Annotated in this window: 18 protein-coding genes and 1 pseudogene; 13 read left to right on the top strand and 6 right to left on the bottom strand. The window is 66.9% G+C overall.

Annotated features, from left to right (window positions below):
* Positions 1-73: 73 nt before the first annotated feature.
* Together AC0GNO_RS05090 and AC0GNO_RS05085 are read right to left on the bottom strand one after the other, a co-directional pair.
* Positions 74-1,819: a protein kinase domain-containing protein gene (locus AC0GNO_RS05090; RefSeq protein ID WP_472903182.1), complete on the bottom strand. Its 1,746-nt coding sequence runs from the start codon at positions 1,817-1,819 to the stop codon at positions 74-76.
* A 3-nt stretch (positions 1,820-1,822) separates the two neighbouring features.
* Complete coding sequence (locus tag AC0GNO_RS05085; RefSeq protein WP_472903181.1) at positions 1,823-3,118, bottom strand: type IV pili methyl-accepting chemotaxis transducer N-terminal domain-containing protein; 1,296 nt, start codon at positions 3,116-3,118, stop codon at positions 1,823-1,825.
* A gap of 353 nt (positions 3,119-3,471) precedes the next feature.
* Here AC0GNO_RS05085 and nirB point away from each other — a divergent pair, with 353 nt between their 5' ends.
* The 9 genes and pseudogenes from nirB (at position 3,472) to AC0GNO_RS05040 (ending at position 14,035) form a co-directional block, all read left to right on the top strand.
* On the top strand, positions 3,472-5,946 hold the full coding sequence (gene nirB, locus AC0GNO_RS05080) for a nitrite reductase large subunit NirB (RefSeq protein WP_472903180.1): 2,475 nt from the start codon (positions 3,472-3,474) through the stop codon (positions 5,944-5,946).
* A gap of 11 nt (positions 5,947-5,957) precedes the next feature.
* Positions 5,958-6,743 carry a type IV pili methyl-accepting chemotaxis transducer N-terminal domain-containing protein gene (locus tag AC0GNO_RS05075; protein WP_472903179.1) on the top strand — a complete coding sequence of 262 codons (786 nt, stop codon included), beginning with the start codon at positions 5,958-5,960 and terminating at the stop codon, positions 6,741-6,743.
* A 10-nt stretch (positions 6,744-6,753) separates the two neighbouring features.
* A pseudogene (nirD, locus tag AC0GNO_RS05070) lies at positions 6,754-7,122 on the top strand (nitrite reductase small subunit NirD); the annotation flags it as partial.
* 107 nt (positions 7,123-7,229) lie between these two features.
* On the top strand, positions 7,230-10,019 hold the full coding sequence (locus AC0GNO_RS05065) for a nitrate reductase (protein WP_472903178.1): 2,790 nt from the start codon (positions 7,230-7,232) through the stop codon (positions 10,017-10,019).
* 50 nt (positions 10,020-10,069) lie between these two features.
* On the top strand, positions 10,070-11,026 hold the full coding sequence (gene ybiB, locus AC0GNO_RS05060) for a DNA-binding protein YbiB (RefSeq protein ID WP_472903177.1): 957 nt from the start codon (positions 10,070-10,072) through the stop codon (positions 11,024-11,026).
* 2 nt (positions 11,027-11,028) lie between these two features.
* Positions 11,029-11,835, top strand: a complete 807-nt coding sequence (gene cobA / locus AC0GNO_RS05055; protein WP_472903431.1) for a uroporphyrinogen-III C-methyltransferase — start codon at positions 11,029-11,031, stop codon at positions 11,833-11,835.
* A gap of 30 nt (positions 11,836-11,865) precedes the next feature.
* Entirely contained in the window at positions 11,866-13,086 is a 1,221-nt protein-coding gene (locus AC0GNO_RS05050; protein WP_472903176.1) for a BaiN/RdsA family NAD(P)/FAD-dependent oxidoreductase, read from the top strand.
* 192 nt (positions 13,087-13,278) lie between these two features.
* A complete protein-coding gene (gene rpsU / locus AC0GNO_RS05045) occupies positions 13,279-13,491 on the top strand; it encodes a 30S ribosomal protein S21 (protein WP_007872347.1) in 213 nt (70 codons plus the stop codon).
* Positions 13,492-13,588: 97 nt separating this feature from the next.
* Positions 13,589-14,035 (top strand): GatB/YqeY domain-containing protein, encoded by a 447-nt coding sequence (locus AC0GNO_RS05040; RefSeq protein ID WP_472903175.1) that lies wholly within the window; start codon positions 13,589-13,591, stop codon positions 14,033-14,035.
* Positions 14,036-14,164: 129 nt separating this feature from the next.
* Here AC0GNO_RS05040 and pmbA read toward each other — a convergent pair whose 3' ends face one another.
* The gene (gene pmbA, locus AC0GNO_RS05035) at positions 14,165-15,601 is read right to left on the bottom strand and encodes a metalloprotease PmbA (protein WP_472903174.1); all 1,437 of its coding nucleotides are present in this window, start codon (positions 15,599-15,601) and stop codon (positions 14,165-14,167) included.
* A 72-nt stretch (positions 15,602-15,673) separates the two neighbouring features.
* Between pmbA and yjgA the strand changes: the two genes are divergently transcribed.
* The 3 genes from yjgA (at position 15,674) to AC0GNO_RS05020 (ending at position 17,504) form a co-directional block, all read left to right on the top strand.
* Positions 15,674-16,333, top strand: coding sequence for a ribosome biogenesis factor YjgA (yjgA, locus tag AC0GNO_RS05030; protein ID WP_472903173.1), 660 nt, complete (start codon positions 15,674-15,676; stop codon positions 16,331-16,333).
* 3 nt (positions 16,334-16,336) lie between these two features.
* Complete coding sequence (gene mog / locus AC0GNO_RS05025) at positions 16,337-16,918, top strand: molybdopterin adenylyltransferase (RefSeq protein WP_472903172.1); 582 nt, start codon at positions 16,337-16,339, stop codon at positions 16,916-16,918.
* 109 nt (positions 16,919-17,027) lie between these two features.
* Positions 17,028-17,504, top strand: a complete 477-nt coding sequence (locus tag AC0GNO_RS05020) for an FKBP-type peptidyl-prolyl cis-trans isomerase (protein WP_472889961.1) — start codon at positions 17,028-17,030, stop codon at positions 17,502-17,504.
* A gap of 186 nt (positions 17,505-17,690) precedes the next feature.
* Here AC0GNO_RS05020 and cysE read toward each other — a convergent pair whose 3' ends face one another.
* Together cysE and AC0GNO_RS05010 are read right to left on the bottom strand one after the other, a co-directional pair.
* Complete coding sequence (cysE, locus tag AC0GNO_RS05015; protein WP_472903171.1) at positions 17,691-18,464, bottom strand: serine O-acetyltransferase; 774 nt, start codon at positions 18,462-18,464, stop codon at positions 17,691-17,693.
* A 38-nt stretch (positions 18,465-18,502) separates the two neighbouring features.
* Positions 18,503-19,255: an RNA methyltransferase gene (locus AC0GNO_RS05010; RefSeq protein WP_290969734.1), complete on the bottom strand. Its 753-nt coding sequence runs from the start codon at positions 19,253-19,255 to the stop codon at positions 18,503-18,505.
* Positions 19,256-19,485: 230 nt separating this feature from the next.
* On the opposite strand from AC0GNO_RS05010, the gene AC0GNO_RS05005 reads away from it, so the two are divergent.
* Entirely contained in the window at positions 19,486-20,430 is a 945-nt protein-coding gene (locus tag AC0GNO_RS05005; protein ID WP_472903170.1) for an inositol monophosphatase family protein, read from the top strand.
* 21 nt (positions 20,431-20,451) lie between these two features.
* On the opposite strand, the gene AC0GNO_RS05000 is transcribed toward AC0GNO_RS05005, so the two are convergent.
* On the bottom strand, positions 20,452-23,691 hold the full coding sequence (locus AC0GNO_RS05000) for a PAS domain-containing protein (RefSeq protein ID WP_472903169.1): 3,240 nt from the start codon (positions 23,689-23,691) through the stop codon (positions 20,452-20,454).
* Positions 23,692-24,672: the final 981 nt, after the last annotated feature.

The following is a 24,672-nucleotide window of genomic DNA, read 5'->3' as shown; positions in this document are numbered from 1 at the left end:
TCTCGACGGTGGGCAGGTTTTCAGGCCGCGTGCCAGTCTACTTGGGCGTCACATGCAGCCACATCACTCCCACTCACTTCGGCAAAAACAACAGCCAATACACCAGCAGCAAGTTGAACATCACGCTCAACCCCAGCAGCAGTTTCCAAAGCATGGTCGGGTCGCGTTGCAGCAGCGCCGAAGCAGGCGGCACGGTGAGCGGGCGTGAGGCGCCACGCTCCAGCGCGAGCAGGAATTCTTCGGCGGTTTCGAAGCGCAGCGACTTGTCGCGCGCCACGGCTTTGAGCACCACGTGATCGAGCCAGATCGGCACTTCGGGGTTGTGTCGGCTGGGCGGCGTGGGGTCGCGGTAGTAGCGACCCACCTGGTAGGGCAACACCTCGCCATAGGGCAGCTTGCCGGTGAGCAGCTGGTAGAGCGTGACGCCGAGCGCGAACAGGTCGCTCTGGGCGTCGGGCAGTTCGGGTTCGCCTTCGGTGGCGCCGGCCTTGCCGTGGTGGCCCCACTGCTCGGGGTTGATGTAGCTGGGCGTGCCGGCGTGCAGCCGGCGCATGCTGTCGGGCTCGCGCCCGCTCAAGGCCACGCCGAGGTCGAGCACGCGCAACACGCCGTCGTCGCCCTGGTGCAGGTTGGCGGGTTTGATGTCGCGGTGGATCACGCCCTGGCGGTGCAGCAGGCCGAGCACGCGCAGGGTCTGCATGGCGGCGCTGACGGCCTGCAGGGCGCCGAGTTTGTGTTGCTGGTCCAGCGTCTGCTGCAGGGTTTCGCCGCCGTGCCAGTCGTAGAGCAGGTAGTAGGCCGAGCGCGACTGGCCGGTGGGCAGCTGTTCGTGCACGTGGACCAGGTTGCCGGCGGCGCGGGACGACACCATGCGCCGGGCGAGCCAGGCTTCGTGCGCGAGCATGGCGCGTTCGTCCTGGTCGTGCGCGCGGGCGGGGTGGAGGGTCTTGAGGGCGTAGAGGGTCTGGGTGGCGGGGTCGCGCAGCTGGTAGATGAGGTTGATGCCGTTGTCGGCCACGAGCGCGGTGACGGTGAAGCCGTCGATGGCTTCGCCCACGCGCAGGCGCGGCGGGATGGGCAGGCTCTGGACGGCGCGGTTGGCGTCGTGCAGGTTGGCGTCGAGCAGGCCCAGCACGCGCACGACGACGGCGGTGAGGTTGTCGTCGCTGCCGGCGGCGAGGGCGGTGTCCACCAGCCAGCGGGCGGCTTCCTGCGCGGTGGGCAGGGCGGCGCATTCGCGCCAGCGGCGCTCGGGCAGGCGGCCGTGCACGCCGTCGGTGAGCAGCACGAAGCTGTCGCCGACCTGCAGCTCGCCCTGCAAGTAGTCCACAACGAGGTGGTCTTCGACGCCCACGGAGCGCAGCAGCTGGTGTTTGAAGTCGGGGTGGTTGACGACGTGGTCGTGCGTGAGCTGCAGGGTCTGCCCCTCGCGCAGCAGGTAGCAGCGCGAGTCGCCGACATGGGCCAGGGTGTACGACTGGCCGCGCAGCACCAGCGCGGTGAGCGTGGTCAGACCCATGGCGGGCTGGCGGCGGCGGTTGATGCCGGCGAGCCAGGCGTTCTGGGCGCCGATGATGCGGTCGAGCGCGACGGTGGTGTCCCAGGTTTCGGGGGTGCCGTAGTAGTCGCGCACCAGGCTGGTGACGGTGGTCTGCGCGGCTTCGCGGCCCATGCCGCCGGCGCTCACGCCGTCGGCGATGGCGACGATGGAGCCCATGTCTTCCTGCCCCTCGGCGGGCAGCATGGCGGCGCAGAAGTCTTCGTTGACGGCTTTGCGGCCCGTGAGGGACACAAAGCCGATGTCGAGTTCAAAGGCCATGCGTCAGCCCATGAGCATCTGCATGCTGCGCTCGTACTGTGCGGACAGGGCTTCGAAGTTGTCGAGCAGGCTTTCGCTGGCGGCGGCCAGGCCTTCGAGGCGCAGCAGGCGGTCGCGCCCGGCCGGGCGGTGCACGTGGTCGGCGCCCGCGAGCAGCGCCTGCCAGCCCTCGGCGGCGTCTTCCAGCGTGCGGCGGATGTCGGGCGTGGACAGCGGCAGGCCGTTCAGATAGGCCAGCCCCTGCTCGAAGCCCTGGCGCACGGCTTCCATCTCGGCACGGCGTTGTTGCAGCGGCTCGCCGGTTTCCAGCGCGCCGAGCAGCGCCAGCTTGGCAAAGCGCTGCGACAGCATGCGCTGGCGCCCGGCCATGTTGAGCATGCGCAGCGGGCTCACGGAACCGGCGCTTTCCAGACTGGCGGTCAGGCGTTCGGCGTCCTGCAGCAGCTGCTCGGCGAGCGCGTTGATGGGGCCAACCTGGTCTTGCGCGGGCTCGGCCTTGAGCGCTTTCTTCAGGACTTTCCAGGTGACCACCACGCGGTCCAGCAGATCGCCAAAAGTGGGCTGCGAGAGGTTCTTGCCGAGCAGCGCGAGGTTGGCGTCGATGCGCTGGGCCGACTCGGTCTGCAGCGTCAGGTGGCGCGCGGCCTGCACGCCCGCGAGCCGCAGCAGCCAGTGTTTGACCAGGCGCTGCGACAACATGCGCAGCTGCCCGGCGCGGTTCACGCCTTCGGCGAAGTGCGCCGACTGGATGATGTGCTGCGCCACCTGGCCGAGGCGCTGGTTGCTGTGCATCGAAGCGGTGCGCAGGATCTCGAAAGCGGCGTCGTCGCTGACCTGGCGCGCGCTCATCAGGATGCCTTTGGCGCGCTCCACGGCCTTGCGCTCCTCAAAACGCGAGGTCACGTCTTTCAGCTCATCCAGCAGGACCTGCTCGCGGCGAAAGCGGGCCTGCGCCAATTGAATCAACGGGCGCAGGCGCTGCGCGCTGTAGCCGTTGACCACCCAGGCGTGGATGCCCGAGGCCACCGCGCGCTCGATGCGTGCGGCGTCGCCGTCGTGCGTGAACACGATCACCGGGCACGGGGCCACGCTGGCCAGCGTTTGGGTGGTCTCAAACAGCGCGTCGCCGGGCTGCGGCACCTCGCCAATCACCAAGTCTGGTGCATGGCGCACCACGCCCTGCACCAATTTGCTGCCGGCATCCAGCACGGCGAGCACCTGGACCCCGCAGGCTTCCAGGTCGTTCACCAGCGGTTGAGGGCTCGCAGAGCCTTCGAGGAAAACCAGCGCAGAAGTCATATGAATCAAGGACTTGGATAAACCGGAGGATGGCACAAACGGGTCACGCAGCATCGCCGCGGGCGCCCCACTGTGCCACCCGCGGCGAGCGCCGGATCATATGGCACAGCTTTTGCATTGTCTGAGGCGAGCGTGACGAAGCGCTCGACCCCGACCGCAGCGTCGTGGGCTCTGCATACAACGACGTGTGCAGCGTGATACCGGTTTTGCAACTTGGCAAGCCCGGCTTTGGCCAACGGCCACTGAATCTGCATTTTCCCCAGACCTTTCCTGGTGCCGCATGGCGCCCGTGCGCCTCTGCGCCGGCCATGGCTTGCACCCCCCTTTTGCGAATCACAACTGGAGTAGCCGCGATGAAAAAATCTAAACTGGTGATGGTGGGCAACGGCATGGCCGGTGTGCGCACGCTCGAAGAGCTGCTGAAGATCGCGCCCGAGTTCTACGACATCACCGTCTTCGGCGCGGAGCCGCACCCCAACTACAACCGCATCCTGCTGTCGCCGGTGCTCGCGGGTGAGCAGACGCTGGAAGAGATCGTGCTGAACGACTGGTCCTGGTACACCGACCACGGCATCACCCTGCACGCCGGCTACAAGGTCACCGAGGTGGACCGCATCAAGCGCATCGTGCACGCGGTCGGCCCGAACGGCGAGAAGGTCTCGGCCGAATACGACCGCCTGATCATGGCCACCGGCTCCAACCCCTTCATCCTGCCCATCCCCGGCAAAGACCTGGAGGGCGTGCTCGCCTACCGCGACATCGCCGACACCCAGGCCATGATCGACGCGGCCAAGACCTACAAACACGCGGTGGTCATCGGCGGCGGCTTGCTCGGCCTGGAAGCGGCCAACGGCCTGATGAAGCGCGGCATGACAGTGAGCGTGGTGCACGTGGCCCCGTGGCTGATGGAGCGCCAGCTCGACGACGTGGCCGGCAAGATGCTGCAGGCCTCGCTGGAAGAGCGCGGCATGAAGTTCCTGATCGGCGCGCAGACGCAGGAGCTGGTGGGCGACAAGGACGATGGCAAAGGCGGCCGCGTGAAGGCCATCCGCTTCAAGGACGGCACCGAGGTACCGGCAGACCTTGTGGTGATGGCCGTGGGCATCCGCCCCAACACGGCGCTGGCCGAGAGCATGCGCCTGCATGTGAACAAGGGCATCGTGGTGAGCGACACCATGCAGACCATCACCGACGCGCGCATCTACGCGGTGGGCGAATGCGCGGCGCACCGCGGCATCGCCTACGGCCTGGTGGCGCCGCTGTTCGAGCAGGGCAAGGTGCTGGCCACGCACCTGGCCGAGTTCGGCATCGGCCGCTACACCGGCTCGCTCACCTCCACCAAACTCAAGGTCACGGGCATCGACCTCTTCAGCGCTGGCAACTTCACCGGCGGCGACGACACCGAAGAAATCGTCATGAGCGACCCCTCGGGCGGCGTCTACAAGAAGCTCGTGATCCAGGGCGACAAGCTGATCGGCGCCTGCCTCTACGGCGACACGGTGGACGGCAGCTGGTACTTCAAGCTGCTGCGCGACGGCCGCAGCGTGGCCGACATCCGCGACAAGCTGATGTTTGGCGAGAGCAACATCGGCGACGTGGGCCACCAGGGCCAGAACAAGGCCGCCGCCATGAAAGACAGCGACGAGGTCTGCGGCTGCAACGGCGTGACCAAGGGCACCATCTGCAAGGCGATCCGCGACAAGGGCCTGTTCACACTGGACGAAGTCAAGAAGCACACCAAGGCCAGCGCCTCGTGCGGCTCCTGCACGGGTCTGGTTGAACAGATCCTCATGTTCACCGCCGGCGGCGACTACTCGGCCACGCCCAAGCTCAAGGCCATGTGCGGCTGCACCGAACACGGCCACGAAGCCGTGCGCGAAGCGATCCGCACGCCGCTGGCCGACGGCAGCAAGCTGCTGACCACCGCTGCGGTGTTCTCGCACCTGGGCTGGAAGACGCCCAACGGCTGCGCCAGCTGCCGCCCGGCCGTCAACTACTACCTGATCAGCACCTGGCCCAAGGCCGCGAAGGACGATCCGCAGAGCCGCTACATCAACGAGCGCTCGCACGCCAACATCCAGAAAGACGGCACCTACAGCGTGATCCCGCGCATGTGGGGCGGCGAGACCACGGCCGACGAGCTGCGCCGCATCGCCGACGTGGTGGACAAATACAAGATCCCCACCGTCAAGGTCACCGGCGGACAACGCATCGACCTGCTGGGCGTGAAAAAGGAAGACCTGGTCAACGTCTGGAAAGACATCGGCATGCCATCGGGCCACGCCTACGCCAAGGCCCTGCGCACGGTGAAGACCTGCGTGGGTTCCGAGTGGTGCCGCATGGGCACGCAGGACAGCACCCAGATGGGCAAGGACCTGGAAAAAGCCATGTGGCGCATGTACGCGCCGCACAAGGTGAAGTTCGCCGTCTCGGGCTGCCCGCGCAACTGCGCCGAGGCCGGCATCAAGGACGTGGGCATCATCGGCGTGGACTCGGGCTGGGAGATGTACGTGGCCGGCAACGGCGGCATCAAGACCGAGGTGGCGCACTTCTTCGTGAAGCTCAAGACCGCCGAAGAGGTGATGGAGTACACCGGCGCGTTCATGGAGCTGTACCGCACCGAAGGCTGGTACCTGGAGCGCACGGTGCACTACATCAACCGCGTGGGGCTGGACTACGTGAAGAAACGCATCCTGGACGACGCCGCCGGTCGCAAGGCGCTGTGGGAGCGCCTGCAGTTCGCGCTCGACGGCGAGCCCGATCCCTGGTTCGACTTCAAGGAAGCGGCCGTGGACACGCGCCAGTTCATCCCGCTCGTGCCCGCCTGAGGACGGTCGCCATGCAACGCAGACATCTGATGATCCTGGCCGCAGCAGCGGCCACCACCCCGGGCGTTCAGGCCCAGGTGGTGGACCTCAACGACGCCATCAACAAGGCCGGCCGCCAGCGCATGCTTTCGCAGCGCATGGGCAAGGCCTGGCTGGCGCTGGTGCACAAGACACAAAGCGCCAACGCGCAGGTGGTGCTCGACAAATCGATGGCCCTGTTCGACCGCCAGCTGGTCGAGCTCAAGGCCTATGCGCCATCGAACGACATCCGCGACACCTACGTCAAGCTCGAAGGCGCCTGGAGCGATTACAAGACCGCGCTCGTGGGCGCCGCGCCGGGCAAGCCGGGCGCAGCCGCCGTGCTGCAGGCCGATGCCCGCGTGCTGGCGCTGGCCCACCAGGGCACGCTGCAGTACGAAGCCGCCTCGGGCCGCCCGGAGGGCAAGCTGGTCAACGTGGCCGGTCGCCAGCGCATGCTCTCGCAGCGCATGGCCAAGCTCTACTTTGCGGCCACGCTGCCGATCGATGCGCCCACCGCCACCGCCGAAGTCGGCAAGGCCCGCACCGAGTTCCTGAGCGCCATGGACCTGCTGCGCAACGCCCCCGAGGCGACCGACCGCATCCGCGCGGAACTGCAATTGGCTGACGGCCAGTGGTTCTTTTTTGACCAGGCCCTGCAGCGCATGCAGACCTCGGGCGCCGCCGCCAAACCTTTGTCCGACGTGTTCGTGACGAGTGAAAACCTGCTCAGCGTCATGGACCGGGTCACCGGCATGTACGCCGCCATCAAAACCTGAGGACCCCGACATGAACCCATGGAAAGCCATCTGCCGCGTTGAAGACATCCCCGTGCTCGGTTCGCGCCGCGTGGCGCGCGACCAGGGCCTCGATGTCGCCGTGTTCCGCAACGACAAAGACGAGGTGTTCGCCCTGCTCGACCGCTGCCCGCACAAGGGCGGCCCGCTCTCGCAAGGCATCGTCTTCGGCACCAGCGTGGCCTGCCCGCTGCACAACTGGACCATCGGCCTGTGCACCGGCCAGGCCGCCGCGCCCGACGAAGGCTGCACGCCGAAGTTCACCGTGAAGGTGGAAGACGGTCAGGTGTTCCTGGACGCGAACGAACTGGCCACACAAGCCACCGATCAAACCCGCCCGATCGCCGGCCCGGCACGTCGCAAGAACGATGACCCCCACGCTCCGCCGCTGCGCGGGTCGCTGCCCCCCGAGGGGGCGCAGCCTTGCTTGGGGCGGCCCGGCGCTGCGGCTGACACCTGCGCATGACCATGAGCACGTCCATCACCCGATCTACCTGCCCCTACTGTGGTGTGGGCTGTGGTGTGCTCATCGAAACCGAGGGGCAGCAGATCACCGGCGTGCGCGGTGACCCGGACCACCCGGCGAACTTCGGCAAGCTCTGCACCAAGGGCACGACGCTGCACCTCACGGCCACGCCCGAGCTGACACGCCAGACCCGGCTGCTGCAGCCGCTGCAGCGCCTGACCCGCAAAGCCGCGCCCACGCCGCTGGCCTGGGACGGGGCGCTGGACCTGGCTACCGACCGTTTTGCGAAAACCATCGCCACGCACGGCCCCGACGCCGTGGGTTTCTACATCAGTGGCCAGCTGCTGACCGAGGACTACTACGTCTTCAACAAACTGGCCAAGGGCCTGATCGGCACCAACAACGTCGACACCAACTCGCGCCTGTGCATGAGCAGCGCGGTGGCCGGCTACAAGCTCACCTTGGGCGCCGACGCGCCACCCGCCTGCTACGACGACGTGAACCACGCCGCCTGCCTGTTCATCGTCGGCAGCAACGCGGCGTATGCGCACCCGGTGCTGTTCCGCCGCATCGAGGAAGCGAAGAAAAAGAACCCGGCCATGAAAGTGATCGTGGCCGACCCGCGCCGCACCGACACCGCCGAGCTGGCCGACCTGTTCCTGCCCATCCAGCCCGGCAGCGACGTGATGCTGTTCCACGGCCTGCTGCACATCATGCTGTGGGAAGGCTGGATCAAGGCCGACTACATAGCGGCACACACCACCGGCTTCGACGCGCTCAAGGCCCTGGTGCGCGAGTGCACGCCCGAGCGCGTGGCCGAGGTGTGCGGCCTGCGCAAAGAAGACATCTACACCGCAGCACAGTGGTTCGCGACCTCGCCGGCCACGCTCAGCCTCTACTGCCAGGGCCTGAACCAGAGCATCAGCGGCACGGCGAAAAACGCGACCCTGATCAACCTGCACCTGGCCACCGGCCAGATCGGCAAACCCGGCGCCGGCCCGTTCAGCCTGACCGGCCAGCCCAACGCCATGGGCGGGCGCGAAGTCGGTGGCCTGGCCAACCTGCTGAGCGCGCACCGCGACATGGGCAACCCGGCACACCGCGCCGAAGTGGCCGCGCTCTGGGGCGTGGCCGATGTGCCGTCCAAGCCCGGCAAGACCGCGGTCGAGATGTTCCAGGCCGCGGCCGACGGCGAGATCAAGGCGCTGTGGATCGCCTGCACCAACCCGGCGCAGTCCATGCCCGACCAGGCCACCGTGCGCCGCGCGCTGGAGCGCACCGAGTTCGTGGTGGTGCAGGAGGCCTACGCGACCGCCGCCACCTGCGACTGGGCCGACCTGCTGCTGCCCGCCACCACCTGGGGCGAAAAGGAAGGCACCGTCACCAACAGCGAACGCCGCATCAGCCGCGTGCGCGCCGCCGTGCCCGCGCCCGGCGAGGCCCGGCACGACTGGCGCATCGTGGTGGACTTTGCGCAGCGGCTCGAAACCAGGCTGCGCCCCAGCCAGCCCACGCTCTTCCCCTACCCCGACGCCGAATCCATCTGGCTCGAACACCGCGAGTCCACCCGCGGCCGCGACCTCGACATCACCGGCCTCTCCTGGCCGATGCTGGACGCGCAGGGCCCGCAGCAATGGCCGCTGCGCGAAGGCGAAACAAAAGGCCAAGTCCGCCTCTACGCCGACGGCATCTTCCCCACCGCCGACGGCAAAGCCCGCTTCGCTGCCATGCCCTGGCAGCCGCTGGCCGAGCCGCGCGAATCGCGTTACCCGTTCTCGCTCACCACCGGCCGCCTGCGTGACCAGTGGCACGGCATGACACGCACCGGCACCATCGGCCGCCTGTTCGGCCACGTGGCCGAGCCCGCGGTGCAGATGCACCCACAAGACATGGAGCGCCGCGGCCTCACCGAAGGCGACTTGGTGCACGTGACCAGCAAGCGCGGCTCCATCGTGCTGCCGCTGCAAGCCAGCAAAGAAATCGGCCTGTCGCAGGCCTTCATCGCCATGCACTGGGGCGCGGAATACCTGAGCGGGCGCAGCAGCATGGGCGAGCCGCTGGCGGGCGTGAACGCGCTCACCACCTCGGCCCACTGCCCCACGTCGAAACAACCCGAGCTCAAACACGCGGCGGTCAAGATCCTCAAGGCCGAGCTGCCCTGGAACCTGCTGGCCGTGGCCTGGCTGCCGGCCGACCGCGCGCTCGCCGTGCAGGCCGAACTGCGCGCGCTGATGCCGTCGTTCGAGTTCGCGTCGTGTGTGCCGTTTGGCCGTGAACGCACTGGCGTTCTGTTCCGCGCCGCGGCGCACGAGGCACCCGAAGCCGCAGTGATCGAACGCATCGAAGCCCTGCTCGGCCTGGGCGGCACCGACGCGCTGCGTTACGTGGACAAGCGCCTGGGCCAACGCCGCACCGCGCGCCTGCTGCGCACGGACGGTGCCACCCGGCTCGAAGGTTTCGTGCTCGCGGGCGACGTGCGCGCCGAGGCCTGGATCAAACCGCTGCTGCAAGACGAATTGCCGGCCGATGCCTACGGTCGCCTGCTGCTGATGCCCGGCGCCAAGGCGCCGGTGGCGGTGGTGGCCCGGGGCAAACAGGTCTGCACCTGTTTCAACGTGAGCGAAGACGACATCGGCGCGCAGCTGCAGACCAGCCGCGGCAGCGACGACCAGCGCCTGGCCGCGCTGCAGAGCGGGCTCAAGTGCGGCACCAACTGCGGTTCCTGCATCCCCGAGCTGCGGCGCCTGGTGCGCGCCCACCCGGCGACAGGGCATGTGCTGCAGGTGGCCTGACAGCCTGCATATAACCCGAAGTCATCAGGCTTGCCGGACAATCGCCCACCATGAGCATCAGCCACTACATCAAGGACATCGGTCGCGGCAAGGACGGCGCGCGCTCGCTCCAGCGCGAGCCCGCCACCGACCTCTTGGGCCAGGTGCTCGACGGCAGCGTGACCGACCTTGAAATCGGCGGTTTCTGCCTCGCCATGCGCATCAAGGGCGAGACGCCGCAGGAGATGGCCGGCTTCCTCGACGCCACGCACGCGCGCCTGCAACGCGTGCCGGACAACGGCCTCACCACCGTGGTGCTGCCGAGCTACAACGGTGCGCGCAAGCTGCCGGTGCTCACGCCCCTGCTGGCCCTGCTGCTGGCGCGCCGCGGCGTGCCGGTGCTGGTGCACGGCACGGCCACCGAAGACCGCCGCGTGACCAGCGAGGCCGTGTTCGCGGCGCTGGGCGTTGAGGCGGCGCGCAATGTGCCCCCGCTCGGTGCGGGCGAGCTGGCTTTTGTGCCCACCGAGGTGCTGCTGCCCAGCCTCAAGCGCCTGCTCGACGTGCGCCGCGCGGTCGGCCTGCGCAACCCGGCGCACAGCCTGGTCAAGCTCATGAACCCCTGCCAGGGCCGGGCGCTGATCGTGGGCAGCTACACCCACCCCGAATACGCCGTCTCCATGGCTGAAACTTTCGCCCTGACCGGTGCGCACGCACTGCTGCTGCGCGGCACCGAAGGCGAGCCGGTGGCCGATGCGCGCCGCACGCCGCAGATGGAAGCCTTCCGCGACGGCCAGCGCCACCTGCTGCAAGCCGCGCAGGACGGCCCGCTGGCCAGCCTGCCCGATCTGCCGCGCGAAGTGGATGCGGCGAGCACCGCGGCCTACATCCGCTCGGTGCTCGATGGCGAACGCCCGGTGCCCGCGCCGATCGCGCTGCAGGTGGAACACATCTTGCGAGAAGTGCAACGTCAGCCCACAACACAGACCGCAGAGACAACTGCCGTTCCAGCCGTCAGCCCACCATGAACATGCCCGCCACCGTCATCGCTTCCGCCACCCGGTTCAACCCCGGCACCGTCACGCTCGTCGGCGCCGGCCCGGGCGACCCGGAACTGCTCACCATCAAGGCCGCCAAGGCCATCGCCGCCGCCACTGTGCTGCTGGTGGACGACCTGGTCAGCGACGCGGTGCTGGAGCACGCATCACCCAAGGCACGCATCGTGCACGTGGGCAAGCGCGGCGGCTGCAAGAGCACGCCGCAGGCCTTCATCGAAAAGCTCATGATCATGGCCGCGCGCGAAGGCGAGGTGGTGGTGCGATTGAAGGGCGGCGATCCTTTCATCTTCGGTCGCGGCGGCGAAGAGGTGGAACACCTGCGCGAAGCCGGCATCGAGGTACAGGTGCTCAACGGCATCACCGCCGGCCTGGCCGGCCTGACCTCGCTCGGCGCCCCGCTCACGCACCGCGATCACGCGCACGGCGTGGTCTTCATCACCGGCCACGCCAAGCCCGGCGACAGCGGCACCGACTGGCAGGCCCTGGCCGCCACGGCGCGGGACGCCAGGCTCACGCTGGTGATCTACATGGGCGTATCCAGCGCCGCGGCCATCCAGGCCGACCTGCTGACCGGCCTGCCCGCCAGCACGCCGCTGGCCATCATCCAGCACGCCAGCCTGCCGCAGCAACGCCACGCGCTCACCACGCTGGGCGGACTGCAAACCACCATCGCCCAGGAGCAACTCGGCAGCCCGGCCGTGATCGTGGTGGGTGATGTGGTGCGCGGTGTCGCCGCGCTGGCGCAGCCGGAAGTCCGCACCCAGCGCTTCGCGGCCTGAGCCGGCCGGCACCCGCATACACTGCGGGCCATGCAAAAGTTCGATGTGGTGGTGGTCGGCGCGGGAGCGGCCGGCCTTTTTTGTGCGGGCGTGGCCGGCCAGCGTGGCCTGCGCGTGCTGGTGCTCGACCACAGCGAGAAGGTGGCGGAAAAGATCCGCATCTCGGGCGGCGGCCGCGCCAACTTCACCAACCGCGACATCGACGTGCGCCAGCCGCACAAACACTTCGTCAGCGAGAACCCAAACTTCTGCCGCTCGGCCCTGTCGCGCTACACGCCGGCCGATTTCGTCGCACTGGTGCAGAAACACGGCATCACCTTCCACGAAAAGCACAAGGGCCAGCTGTTCTGCGACCGCTCGGCCGAAGACCTGATCGCGATGCTGCTGGCCGAGTGCGAAGCCGGCGGCGTGATGCGCTGGCAGCCCTGCGGCGTGAAGGGCCTGCGTGTGGCGGGTGACGGCGCCTACGAGATCGACACCGAGCGTGGCACGGTGCAGAGCCGGGCGGTCGTGATCGCCACCGGGGGCCTGTCCATTCCCAAGATCGGTGCCACCGATTTCGGCTACCGGGTCGCGAAACAGTTCGGCCTGCGCACCGTCGAGCCACGCCCCGGCCTGGTGCCGCTGACCTTTGACGGCGAAGCCTGGGCGCCCTACGCGCTGCTCGCCGGGCTGTCGCTGCCGGTGTTGATCGAGACCGGAGACAAGAAAAGCCGGGCCAGCTTCGCCGAAGACCTGCTGTTCACCCACCGCGGCCTCTCGGGCCCGGCCGTGCTGCAGATTTCGAGCTATTGGCGCGAAGGCACACCGATCCGCATCAACCTGGCGCCCGAGGTGGACCTGCCTGCGGCCCTGGCGCGTGCCAAAGCCACGTCGCGCAAGCTGATCGCCAACGAACTGGCCGCCTTTGTGCCCAGCCGTCTGGCGGATGCCTGGGTGGCGCAGGACAAGGACTGGCAGCGCCCCATCAGCGAAGCCTCGGACAAGGCCCTGGCCCGGCTGGCCGAGCGCCTGGCGCGCTGGGAACTCGTGCCCACCGGCAGCGAGGGGTACAAGAAGGCCGAGGTCACGCTGGGTGGGGTGGACACGCGCGACCTCTCCTCCCAGACCATGGAATCGAAACAACCCGGCTTGTATTTCATCGGCGAGGTGGTGGACGTGACCGGCTGGCTCGGCGGCTACAACTTCCAGTGGGCCTGGGCCAGCGCCCACGCCTGCGCTGTGGCCATTTGTGAACAGAAAACCGGCTGAAGCCGGCCGTTGACGCCCCGGGAAAGCAGCAAAGGGCTGGAAAATCGGCTAGACAAGGCTATAATCCAAGGCTTTGCTGGCAAACCTCCGTCGGCCAATACTAGTTAACAGGCGGGGGAACTTTGCAGAAACGACGTCTGGGCCCGATCTCCTGGTCATCCTCTTTCTGTGCAATCTGGAATTTCTTCTTCAATGACGACCATCCGTGTAAAAGACAACGAGCCCTTTGACGTCGCTCTGCGTCGCTTCAAGCGCACCATCGAAAAACTCGGCCTGCTGACCGACCTGCGTGCCCGCGAGTTCTACGAAAAGCCCACAGCCGAGCGCAAGCGCAAGAAAGCTGCTGCCGTCAAGCGCAACTACAAGCGCATCCGCTCGATGCAGCTGCCCAAGAAGCTGTACTGATCGCTTCCCGGGTTCGCCCCGGACGCAGCAAAAGCCCGCTGGAGGACGCTCAGGCGGGCTTTTTTCGTTTTCTGCCCTCTCTTTCAAAGGATTTCCCATGAGTCTCAAGGACCAGATCACCGAAGACATGAAGAACGCCATGCGCGCCAAGGACAGCGAGCGCCTGGGTACCATCCGCCTGCTGACGGCGGCGATGAAGCAGAAGGAAGTGGACGAACGTGTGGTGCTGGACGACACCATGGTCATCGCCATCGTCGACAAGCTGATCAAGCAGCGCAAGGACAGCATCGAAGCCTTCACCAAGGCCGACCGCATGGACCTGGCCGACAAGGAAAGCGCCGAAATGAAGGTGCTGCAGGCCTACCTGCCGGCGCGCCTGTCGGCCGACGAGGTCGCCGCCGAGGTCAAGGCCATCGTGGCCGAACTGGGCGCCACCGGCCCCGGCGACATGGGCAAGGTCATGGGCGCGGTCAAGACCCACCTGGCCGGCAAGGCAGACATGGGCCAGGTCTCGGCCGCCGTGAAGGCAGCGCTGGCTGGTTGAATCTTTCCCAGCTCAGCGCAGGCATGCGAGGTGCGCCCCTCCCGGAGCGCGGCGGAGCCGGCTTCGCCGGGCCGCATCGCGCTGCCCCCTTTGAGGGGGTCACGCGCAGCGCGGCGGGGGTGGGCCTAGCTAGCTCCCCGCCACCTTCATGCGGTTCACAAGGATCGAGCCCACGGTCTTGGCACCGTAGTTGTAGGCGTCGGCGCCCACGGCCTCGATCCCCTGGAACATGTCCTTCAGGTTGCCGGCGATGGTGATCTCGTGCACCGGGTAGGCGATTTCGCCGTTTTCCACCCAGTAGCCGGAGGCGCCACGCGAATAGTCCCCGGTCACGTAGTTCACGCCCTGCCCCATCAGCTCGGTGACAAACAGGCCGCGGCCCAGCTTCTTGATCATGGCCTTGAGGTCGTCGCCGGGCTGGGTCAGGCGGCTGGTGAGCACGAGGTTGTGCGAGCCGCCGGCGTTGCCGGTGGTGCGCATGCCGAGCTTGCGCGCCGAGTAGGTGGAGAGAAAGTAGCCCTGCACCTTGCCGGCGCTGAGCACCTTGCGTTTCTGCGTGCGCACACCTTCGTCGTCAAACGGGGCGCTGCCCTTGCCGTTGATGACGTGCGGGTCTTCGACGATGTCGAGGTGTTTGGCCATCACGCGCTTGCCCAGGCTGTCGGCCAGGAAGGTGGTCTTGCGGTAGAGCGCGCCGCCGCTGGTGGCCTGCACATAGCCACCCAGCAGGCCGGCGGCCAGCGGTGACTCGAACAGCACCGGGCATTCGGTGGTGGCGATCTTGCGGCCGTTCAGCCGCGCCAGCGTGCGCTCGGCGGCGTAGCGGCCCACCGCCTGCGGGCTGGCGAGGTCTTCGGGTGCGCGCATCGAGCTGTACCAATGGTCGCGCTGCATGTTGGCGCCCTTGCCCGCGATGGGTGCCACCGACAGGCTGTGGCGCGAGCTGGCGTAACCCCCGCTGAAAATGCCGAGCTTGCCGCGTTCGCCGCCGCGCATGTGGGCGGTGAAAAAGTGCGACTGCTGGGCCGACACGCCCGCGCCTTCACTGTTGCTGATCTTCTTGCTGGTGGCGAAGGCCGCGGCCTCGCATTCGAGCGCGATGCGCAGCGCTTCCTCGGAATTGATCGCCCAGGGGTGGAACAGGTCCAGGTCGGGGTAGCTGTCGGCCACGTCGGCCGGATCGGGCAGGCCGGCCACCGGGTCTTCGGCGGTGAAGCGGGCGATGTCGTAGGCCGCCTGCACCGTCTGGCGGATCGCCGCGGGTGAAAAATCGGAGGTGGACGCGTTGCCGCGCTTCTGCCCCAGGTAGACGGTCACGCCAAGCGACTTGTCGCGGTTGCGCTCCACGTTTTCCAGCTCGCCCTTGCGCACGCTCACGCTCAAGCCCGCCCCTTCGGACACCTCGGCGCCCGCGTCAGAGGCACCCAGCTTTTTGGCGTGCCCAAGCGCCATGTCGACCAGTTCCTCGAACTGGCTCCGGGCGTACTGGAAGCCCGCGAGCGGCTGGCTGGCACTGGCGGCGGAAGAAGAAAGGGCTTGGGACGGGGTGTTGGGGGCTTTTTTCATGTCGACGGCTATGATACTTGCCGCCCCCTCTGGCTGCTGCAGGCCCTGCACAAGCCCATTTGAAGAAACCCGATGTCCCGCAAACCCACCAAAGGCTATTTCGTCCGTGGCCAGTTCGTTGCCGAAGGCAGCGAACTCGACCTGGAGCTCAAACGCGAGCTCAAGGGTTCGGTCGACATGAGCAAGACCGACCTGAAAAAAGAGAGCGACCGCCTCCAGTTGCTCGGCGAAAACCTGCTCACGCTCAACGCCGGCCTGATGACGCGCCTGATCGAAAACAACGGTCTGCCCGAGAAGCTGGTGGATGCCGTGGCCGATGCCAAACGCATCACCAACTTCGAAGGCCGGCGCCGCCAGATGCAGTTCATCGGCAAGCTCATGCGCAAGCTCGACGAAGCCACCGTGGCCGCCATCGAAACCGCCATGGAAGAACAGCGCAAGCCTTCGGCCCAGGCCACGCTCGCGCTGCACCAGGCCGAACAGTGGCGCGACAAGTTGATCGCCGACGACGATGCGCTCACGCGCTGGCTGGAGCAAGACCCGGCGGCCGACGTGCAGCACCTGCGCGCCCTGATCCGCCAGGCGCGCAAAGACGCACAGGCCGTGACCGAGCGGCCGGGCGAAGCCCTGCGCCACGGCAAGGCTTACCGAGAGATTTTCCAGATCGTGCGCACCGCCCTCACCCCCGCCGACGAATCGGCGGACGGCGCCGACGACACCCAGGAAGACTGATCCATGACCGACCACCTCACCCCCGAGCCGGTGCGCATCGGCATCGTTTCCATCAGCGACCGCGCCAGCAGCGGCGTCTACGAAGACAAGGGCTTGCCGGCGCTGCAGGACTGGCTCACGCGTGCCTTGAAAAACCCGATCACGTTCGAACCGCGCTTGATCCCCGACGAACAGGCCACCATCAGCGCGACGCTGATCGAGCTGGTGGACGCCGGCTGCGCGCTCGTGCTCACCACCGGCGGCACCGGCCCTGCGAAACGCGACGTGACGCCCGAAGCCACGCTGGCTGTGGCGCACAAAGAGATGCCCGGCTTTGGCGAGCAGATGCGCCAGATCAGCCTGGCCTTCGTGCCCACCGCCATCCTGTCGCGCCAGGTGGCCGTGATCCGCGACCAGAGCCTGATCATCAACCTGCCGGGGCAGCCCAAGGCAATTGCTGAAACACTCGAAGGCCTGAAGAACGCCGACGGCACGCCCAAGGTCAACGGCATCTTCACCGCCGTGCCCTACTGCATCGACCTGATCGAAGGGCCTTACCTCGAAACGAACGACGAGGTCATCAAGGCCTGGCGACCAAAACGGTAACCCCCTGCGCCGCTTCGCGTCTTCCCCCCCGGTGGGGGGACGCACCTGGTGGCCCGGCTAAGCCGGTTCCACGGGTGCCCACGACAAATACCTTCCCCCGGAGCCATTCATGAAAATCACCAAAGACACCGTCGTCACCATCACCTTCCGCGCCACCGATGCACAAGGCAAGTTGCTGGAAGACGGCAAGGAGCCGCGCGCCTATCTGCACGGCGGCTACAACAACACGCTGCCCGGCATCGAGAAGGCGCTGGAAGGCCAGGACATCGGTTTCTCGGCGCAACTGGTGCTCCCGCCAGAGGACGCCTTTGGTGTGCGTGATGAAAGCCTGGCCACCACGATTCCCAAGAGCGAATTCCCGCCCGGCGTGAAGGTCGGCGGGCAGCTGCAGGGGCATGATGATCAGGGCAACCAGCAGGTGTTCACGGTCATGAAGATCAAGGGCGACACCGTGCACCTGGACGGCAACCACCCGCTGGCCGGGCAGACGCTGCGCTTCGCGGTCAAGGTGGTGGATGTGCAGCCGGCTTCAGCCGAGGAGGTCGCCCACGGCCATGCTCATGGTGCCCACGGGCATCACCACTGACCCACCCTCGCACCAGCCGAAGGAACTTTCGCGCGCCCAAGCGCAACCCGTGACCCGGCGCACCGGGTGGCTGACGCAGCGAAGTCAAGGAGGAGGACCGGGCGCAGCCCGGTCCGGGGGACATGAGCGGAGTCGGCCGCCCGGCGCTCCGGGTCACAAGCCAACCAGGCAAAAGCGAGAGGAAGCTTACTTCCCGACCAACTGGTTGAGCTTTTCGGCTTCGAAATGCTCTTCCTTCGCCGCGTCGGGCGGTACGCAGTCGTCACCGCGATGCTCGCAAGCCAGTTGCTCGATGGCCGCCCACAGCAGCGCAATCTGGTGTTCCTGGCTACCGGTCTTGTCGATCAAGCCACGCATCGCCTGCGACAGCGGGTCGTCTTCCTGCGTGATGCCATAGGCCTGAAACTTCGGGTGCGCTTCGGTCACGTCGGCGCTCTCGCCGGTTTTGCTCGGGATGATGCGCGCCGGAATGCCGACCGCCGTGGCGCCCGCAGGCACCGGCTTGATCACGACCGCGTTGCTGCCGATCTTGGCGCCGTCGCCCACTTCGAAACCGCCCAGCACCTTGGCGCCCGCGCTCACCACCACGTCCTTGCCCAGCGTCGGGTGTCGCTTGGCACCTTTGTAGAGCGAGGTGCCGCCGAGCGTCACGCCCTGGTAGATCGTGCAGCCGTCGCCGATCTCGGCGGTCTCGCCGACCACCGTGCCCATGGCGTGGTCGAAGAACACCCGGTCGCCGATCTTCGCGCCCGGGTGGATCTCGATGCCGGTCAGCCAGCGCGCGATGTGCGAGGTGAAACGCCCCAGCCACTTGAACCCATGCGTCCAGCACCAGTGCGCCGGGCGGTGCAGCCAGACGGCGTGCAGGCCGGGGTAGCAGGTGATGACTTCCCAGGTGCTGCGCGCCGCGGGGTCGCGCTCGAGGATGCACTGGATGTCGGAGCGGAGTCGGGCAAACATGGAACGGGCCGTTGGTTTTCTGTATCGGGTCGGCCAGTCTAGCGCTTTGCCTGCGCGGCGGTCTGCAGCATGGCCTTGGCCACACCACGCAGGATGTGGATTTCTTCTTCGGTCGGTGCAGCGCGGTTGAAAAGCTGGTTCAGGCGCGGCATGAGCTTTTTCGGCGCCTCGGGGTCCAGGAAGTCCACCGCCACCAGCGCCTGCTCCAGGTGCTGCAGCATGCCGGCCAGGGCCTTGGCGTCGGCCAGCGGGCGTTCGGGTGCGCTGGCGGGCGGCAGAGCATAACCACCCAGCGCCTGGCGCCAGTCGTAGGCGATCAACTGCACCGCGGCGGCCAGGTTGAGCGAGCCAAACTGCGGATCGGTGGGAATGCTCAGACAGGTGTGGCAGCGGTAGACGTCCTCGTTGCGCATGCCGAAGCGCTCGGAGCCGAAGAGGAAGGCCACGCCGCCGGGGCGGGTGGACACAGGGGCTTCGGGTGTGCCCAGCAGCGCGGCAAAGTGTTCGCGCGGGTGGCGCGTGGGCGGGCCGAAGTCGCGCGGCGTCATGGCCGTGGCGCACAGGTGTTCGATGCCGTCCAGCGCTTCGTCCAGTGTGTCCACGATGCGCGCCTTGGCCAGCACGTCGTTGGCGCCGCTGGCGCGCTGGATGGTCTCTTCGCGCCGCAAGACGTTGGCCCAGCGCGGCGCCACCAGCACCAGGTCGTCAAAACCCATCACTTTCATGGCGCGCGCAGTGCCGCCCACGTTGCCGGCGTGGCTGGTCTGGATCAGGATGAATCTCGTCTTCATTTGGAATCCCCCCGCGCCGCTTCGGATCACCCCCCAGAGGGCCACACCAGCAGCCTGGCAAAGCCAGTTCTGCGGTGCGTGCTGGGTGGGGCACTTGCTCCGGTGAGGTGTTTGGTGTGTTGAAACGGTAAAATCTCCGATTGTCGCCGCCCCGCATCGCCTGGGGTCCAGCCTTCCCGCTCTTCCACTGTCACGCTCGCAGCCCGCTGCGGCGCAAAGGTTCACAACTTATGTCGTCCACACTCCACCCCATGCTCAACGTGGCCATCAAGGCCGCACGTACCGCCGGTACCATCATCAACCGCGCCGCGCTGGACGTGGAGTCGGTCCGGGTCTCTGCCAAGCAGACCAACGACTTTGTGACCGAAGTCGACCACGCGGCCGAAGCCGCGATCATCGACACCCTGCTCACCGCCTACCCCGATCACGCGATCTGGGCCGAAGAGTCGGGCAAGCGCGAAGGCAAACACGGTGGTGCAGACCATGTCTGGATCATCGACCCGCTGGACGGCACCACCAACTTCATCCACGGCTTCCCGGTCTACTGCGTGAGCATCGCGCTCATGGTGGGCAACAAGCTGGAACAGGCCGTCATTTACGACCCGAGCCGCAACGACCTCTTCTGCGCCACGCGCGGGCGCGGCGCCTACATGAACGACCGCCGCATCCGCGTGGCCAAGCGCATCGCCATGCGCGAGTGCCTGTTCTCCACCGGCTTTCCGTTCCGCCCGGGCGATGCCTTCCAGACCTACATGCAGATGCTGGGCGACGTGATGCCCAAGTGCGCTGGCGTGCGCCGCCCCGGTTCGGCCGCGCTCGACCTGGCCTATGTCGCCGCCGGTTTCACCGATGGTTTCTTCGAGATGGGCCTCTCGCCCTGGGACGTGGCCGCCGGCGCGCTGCTGGTGACCGAAGCCGGTGGCCTGGTGGGCAACTTCACCGGCGAAGCCAACTTCCTGGAACAGAAGGAATGCCTGGCCGCCAACCCCAAGATCTACGGCCAGCTCGTCAGCACCATCGGCAAGTACAGCAAGTTCGCCAGCGCGGGCGACAAGGCGGCTGTGCGTCAGGCCAGAGGCCCGCTCGCGGCTTCGACCGAAGAAGCTGATGCCAGCGGCCACAACGGGCCGTCTGGGGACGATGCTCCGCCCACCGAACAAGCCGCTCCCTTCTGAAGCCGCGCGGCCTCAAGGGCCTCAGCGCAGGTGCAACGTCCACCAGAACGTGGCGCCTGCCCCGGCCGTTGCGTTGGCCCAGATGCGTCCGCCGTGGCGCTCGATGATGCGCGCCACGATGGCCAGGCCGACACCGGTGCCCGGCACCTCGGAGCCCGCATGCAGGCGCTGGAACAGGCCGAACAGCTTGCCCGCGTGCGCCATGTCGAAACCCATGCCGTTGTCACGCAGGTAAAAAGCCTGCCGCTCCGCGTCAAAACCCAGCACCAGCTCGGGTTGCGACTGATGACGTGAGTACTTCAGCGCGTTGTCCATCAGATTGACGAGCACCTGCCGCAGCAAGGTGGCGTCGCCCATGACCGCGGGCAAAGGCTGCAGATCGATGAGCGCCTGCGGCACATCGGGCGCCAGGGTATCGACCACCGAATGCGCCAGCGCATTCATGTCCACCGGCACCGCGTCCAGATCCACCCGCACCACGCGCAGCAGCTCCAGCATGTCTGAAATCATCTGGCCCATGCTGCGCGACGAGCGGACGATGCGCCCGAACATGTCTTTGGCCACCGGACTCAAGCCATCGCCCTCTTCTTCGGCAATCAAGGACGCAAAGCCGTTGACCGAGCGCAGCGGCGCGCGCAGGTCGTGCGCGATGGAATAGGAGATCGCCTCCATGTCCTTCATGGAACGCTCCAGTTCGGCGGTGCGCTCGGCCACGCGCCGCTCCAGGGTGGCGTTGAGCGCGCGCACTTCTTCCTGAGCGGCCACCCGGTCGGAGATGTCGAGGTGGGTGCCCGACATGTACAGCGCCTTGCCGCTGTCATCGCGCCGGTGAACCCGGCCGCGGTCGTTGATCCAGACCCAGTGACCCGCCTTGTGGCGCATACGGACGTCGCACTCGTAGTAGGGCAGCTCGCCCGACCAGTGCCGCTGCAACACCCGCTGCGCCCGCTCCAGGTCCCTCGGGTGAACCAGCGTGCGCCAGGTATCGAACGTGGTGGGTTGCAGTTCCGCGACCGTGTAGCCCAGCATCTCGGCCCAACGGTCGTTGATCGTCATGGCCCAGGTCTCGATATTGGTTTCCCAGATGCCCGGACGCGTGGCCTCCAGCACCCACTGCAGCCGCTGCCGTTCCTCACGCAGCTCTTCTTCCGCACGCACATAGGACGTGACATCGGTGTAGGTGCGCACATAGCCACCGTCGGGCAACTTTCGTGTGTAGACATCCAGCACACGACCGTCGCGCGTGTGCCGCAGGTAGTTGTCGGGCAGTGGCAGGCTGGCGTTGCGGTCCACCAGGGCGCGCAGCGAGGCGTCCAGCAGGCGCCCGTCTTCACCAAAATCGCCCTGCGCCGCCTGGAATGCAAGCACCTCATCCTGATGAGGCTGTGTCTGCAGCAGCGCTTCGGGCAAGCCCAGCAGCTCCAGCATGCGCTGGTTGTAAAAACGCACCCGACCTTCTGCATCCACCATGGTCAACCCTTGGCTCATGCTGTCGAACGTCACTTGCAGCGCTGCGCTTTTTTCCACCAGCAGGGCACTCGTGGCCTGGAACTGCAGGCGAGCCCGCCTGCGTTCGGCATGCCCGCGCCAGGCCAGCACCAGCTGGCGCACGGCGCCCAGCAGCGGCTGCAGAAACGCCACATCGGCGGGGCTGTAACCACCGGGCTGGTTCGCCAGGCCGACCATCGCGACCAGACGGTCGCCCACGGCGAGCGGAATGCCCAGGAAACTCGTCATGTCCGGGTGGCCCGAAGCCAGTCCACCCGATCGGGGATCGTGGGCTGGATCGTTGGCGATCACCGTCTCGCCGGTGAGCATGGCGTGGCCGAACAGGGTCTTGAGGTTGCGGAACTCCATGCCCGCATCGACCTGCGCGTCGTACAGGCGCCGCGAAGCTTCGTCCCAGGCGATGTCGGTGATGGCGTGGGTCTTGAGGTAGGGCTGCTCGCGCATGTCGTACAGCACTTCGCCCACAAAACCGTAGCCACTGCCCGTCACGCCCAGCAGCGCAGCCAGCAGGCTTTCGAACGCCTGCCGCTTGTCATCGGCTTCGATGAAGGCGGCCTGTGCCTGCTGCACGGCTTCGAGCATGCGGTGCTGGCGTTCCAGCGCCTGGGCCGCCAACCGGGACTCGGTGACGTCGAAGGTGAAGCCGTGCCAGAGCACCGATCCGTCGGCTTCGCGCTGGGGCACCGCCTCCGCGCTGTACCAGCGCAGCCCAGCACGGGGCAACTGGATGCGGTAGACCTGCCGCCACAGTGTGAGATCGCGCGCGGATGCCGCCAGAGAAGAAACCATCTGTGGAAGATCGTCCGGGTGCACCCGTTCATAAAAGAGCCTGGCGTCGCGCGCGAGGTCGCTGGGGTCCAGTTCCACCATCTCGTGCACCGCGTCGTTCACATACGGGATCGTGCTGCTGCCGTCGGGGTACCGGCGTATCTGGTACACCAGACCCGGCACCCGGGCCGCGATGTTCTGGATGAACCGCAGCTGGCCAGCCAGCGCCTGGGCGGCCTCGCGCTCGGCGGTGATGTCCTGGACCACGCCGAAATCGGTCTGCGGATTGCCCGCCACAGCGGTCTGACCCATGCGCGTGCGCAGCCAGCGCTGCTGGCCATCAGGCCGCGTCCAGCGGAACTCGACCACCCGTCCGTCGAGCGCCTCACGGGCCTTCATCCAGGCCGGCAGATCATCGGGGTGGATGCCACCCCGCCCTTGCGCGCGGGACAACACCGGTGCGGGCTCGATCCCCGTCAGCTCGTAAAGACCGGGGGACCAGATCACATCCTGGTCGCTGCAGGCATTCGTCCAGTGGCCCACGCGGGCCAGTTTTTCGATCGCTCCGTGCAGTTCGACCTGCTGTTGCAGCTCCCGATTGGCGCTCTGCAAGGCCCGTTCGGCCTGTTGTTCCTGGTTGACTTCGGTCAGGTACACCAGCAAAAGTGGCTCGTCGCCCATGTCGAGCCGCCGGGTTCGCAAACAAACGCAGTGGGTTTTGTGGTGGCTCAAGCGCAGATCGACCACCTTGTCCGTCTGCGACAACGAAGCCACATAGCGGGCACGGTCTGATGCGTCAAACCAGTGACCCAACTCGATCGTCGTGCGGCCCAGCGCCTCCTCGCGAGGCACGCCACACAATGCAACCCAGGCATCGTTCACGGCCAGGAGGCAACCGTCGGCCATGCGACTCAGGCTGGCCGCCACGGGCATGGACAGGAACATCGCCTCAAAAAGCGACGGATCGCTGACCCATGCGGCCATGGAAGACACGGCTGGCGTTTCGCCGACCGGGCGGCCGCCAGCCGTCAGAGGGGGCTCGTTTTCAGGCATGGAGGATTTGGGCGTTTCGCACACGGTGTGCTGCGCCAACTTCCTCGCATTCTGTCTCAATTCCAGCGCCCGGGTCGGTGGAGCTGGGGCGGGAAAGGCGCCTATTTCCTGGGCCCTGCGTCCGCCCGGCGCACCGCCATTGACAGAAGGACGGGCAGACCTGAAGTCAACACGGGCGGGCCGAGCTTGAAGCCGCTGTTCAAGGCCAGCAAAGCCGCCATGCGCCGTCGCCCGGTGCCGGTCTTGCCGCGCCCCTTGGCCGTCCCAGCCACCGTCGTCCAGAGCATCAGGGTATGGTTTCAGACCAAACGGTAAAGACGGTTGAGCGATGAATGACGGTGCATAGTTTTTGCCTGTTATTGCCGCTTTGATTTGCACCAATTTGTATTGAGTGTTTTCTTCTATGGTTAAGTGAATAAGTTCAGATGTGGGCGGAATTGTTACAGTTTTTGAGCACACACATTTGAGGGTTGACAAGGGTTTCTGGTACATCCTGGGTCGCACCGACGGATCTCAAATCGCGCTGCGACGCGAAAATGCCTTGTTTTGGAGCTCGCCTGCGCAGGCTTTGTGGCCCAGAGTTCGGTCGGTCAGAACTGGATTCACCGCTCCGGGTTGAGTTCGAAGCGCTTGAGCGCCGGCTCCGGCATGCGCGCGAGCCAAATGCCGCCGGTCCAGCCGCACCCGGTGCCGGGTTACAAGGGCACGGCATAATTTCAGCTGTTCGCGTGCGTGGGAAGCATGGCTTATAGGGTCCGTCCATGCGCGCAGGACCGACGACCCGACCGGGTCGGATGGCGGGCGGCCGCTGACCGGGAAGCCTCCCGCGGGCCCAAGCAGGGGGCAAACGAAAAAATCACCTATGTTGGGAACGCAGCGTTGAGCCGCACAGACAATCACACGGACAGCCCT

Source organism: Hydrogenophaga sp. L310 (assembly GCF_055703065.1).
Note: the sequence above shows the minus strand (reverse complement) of the source record. Positions and strands in the feature narration are given on the sequence as shown.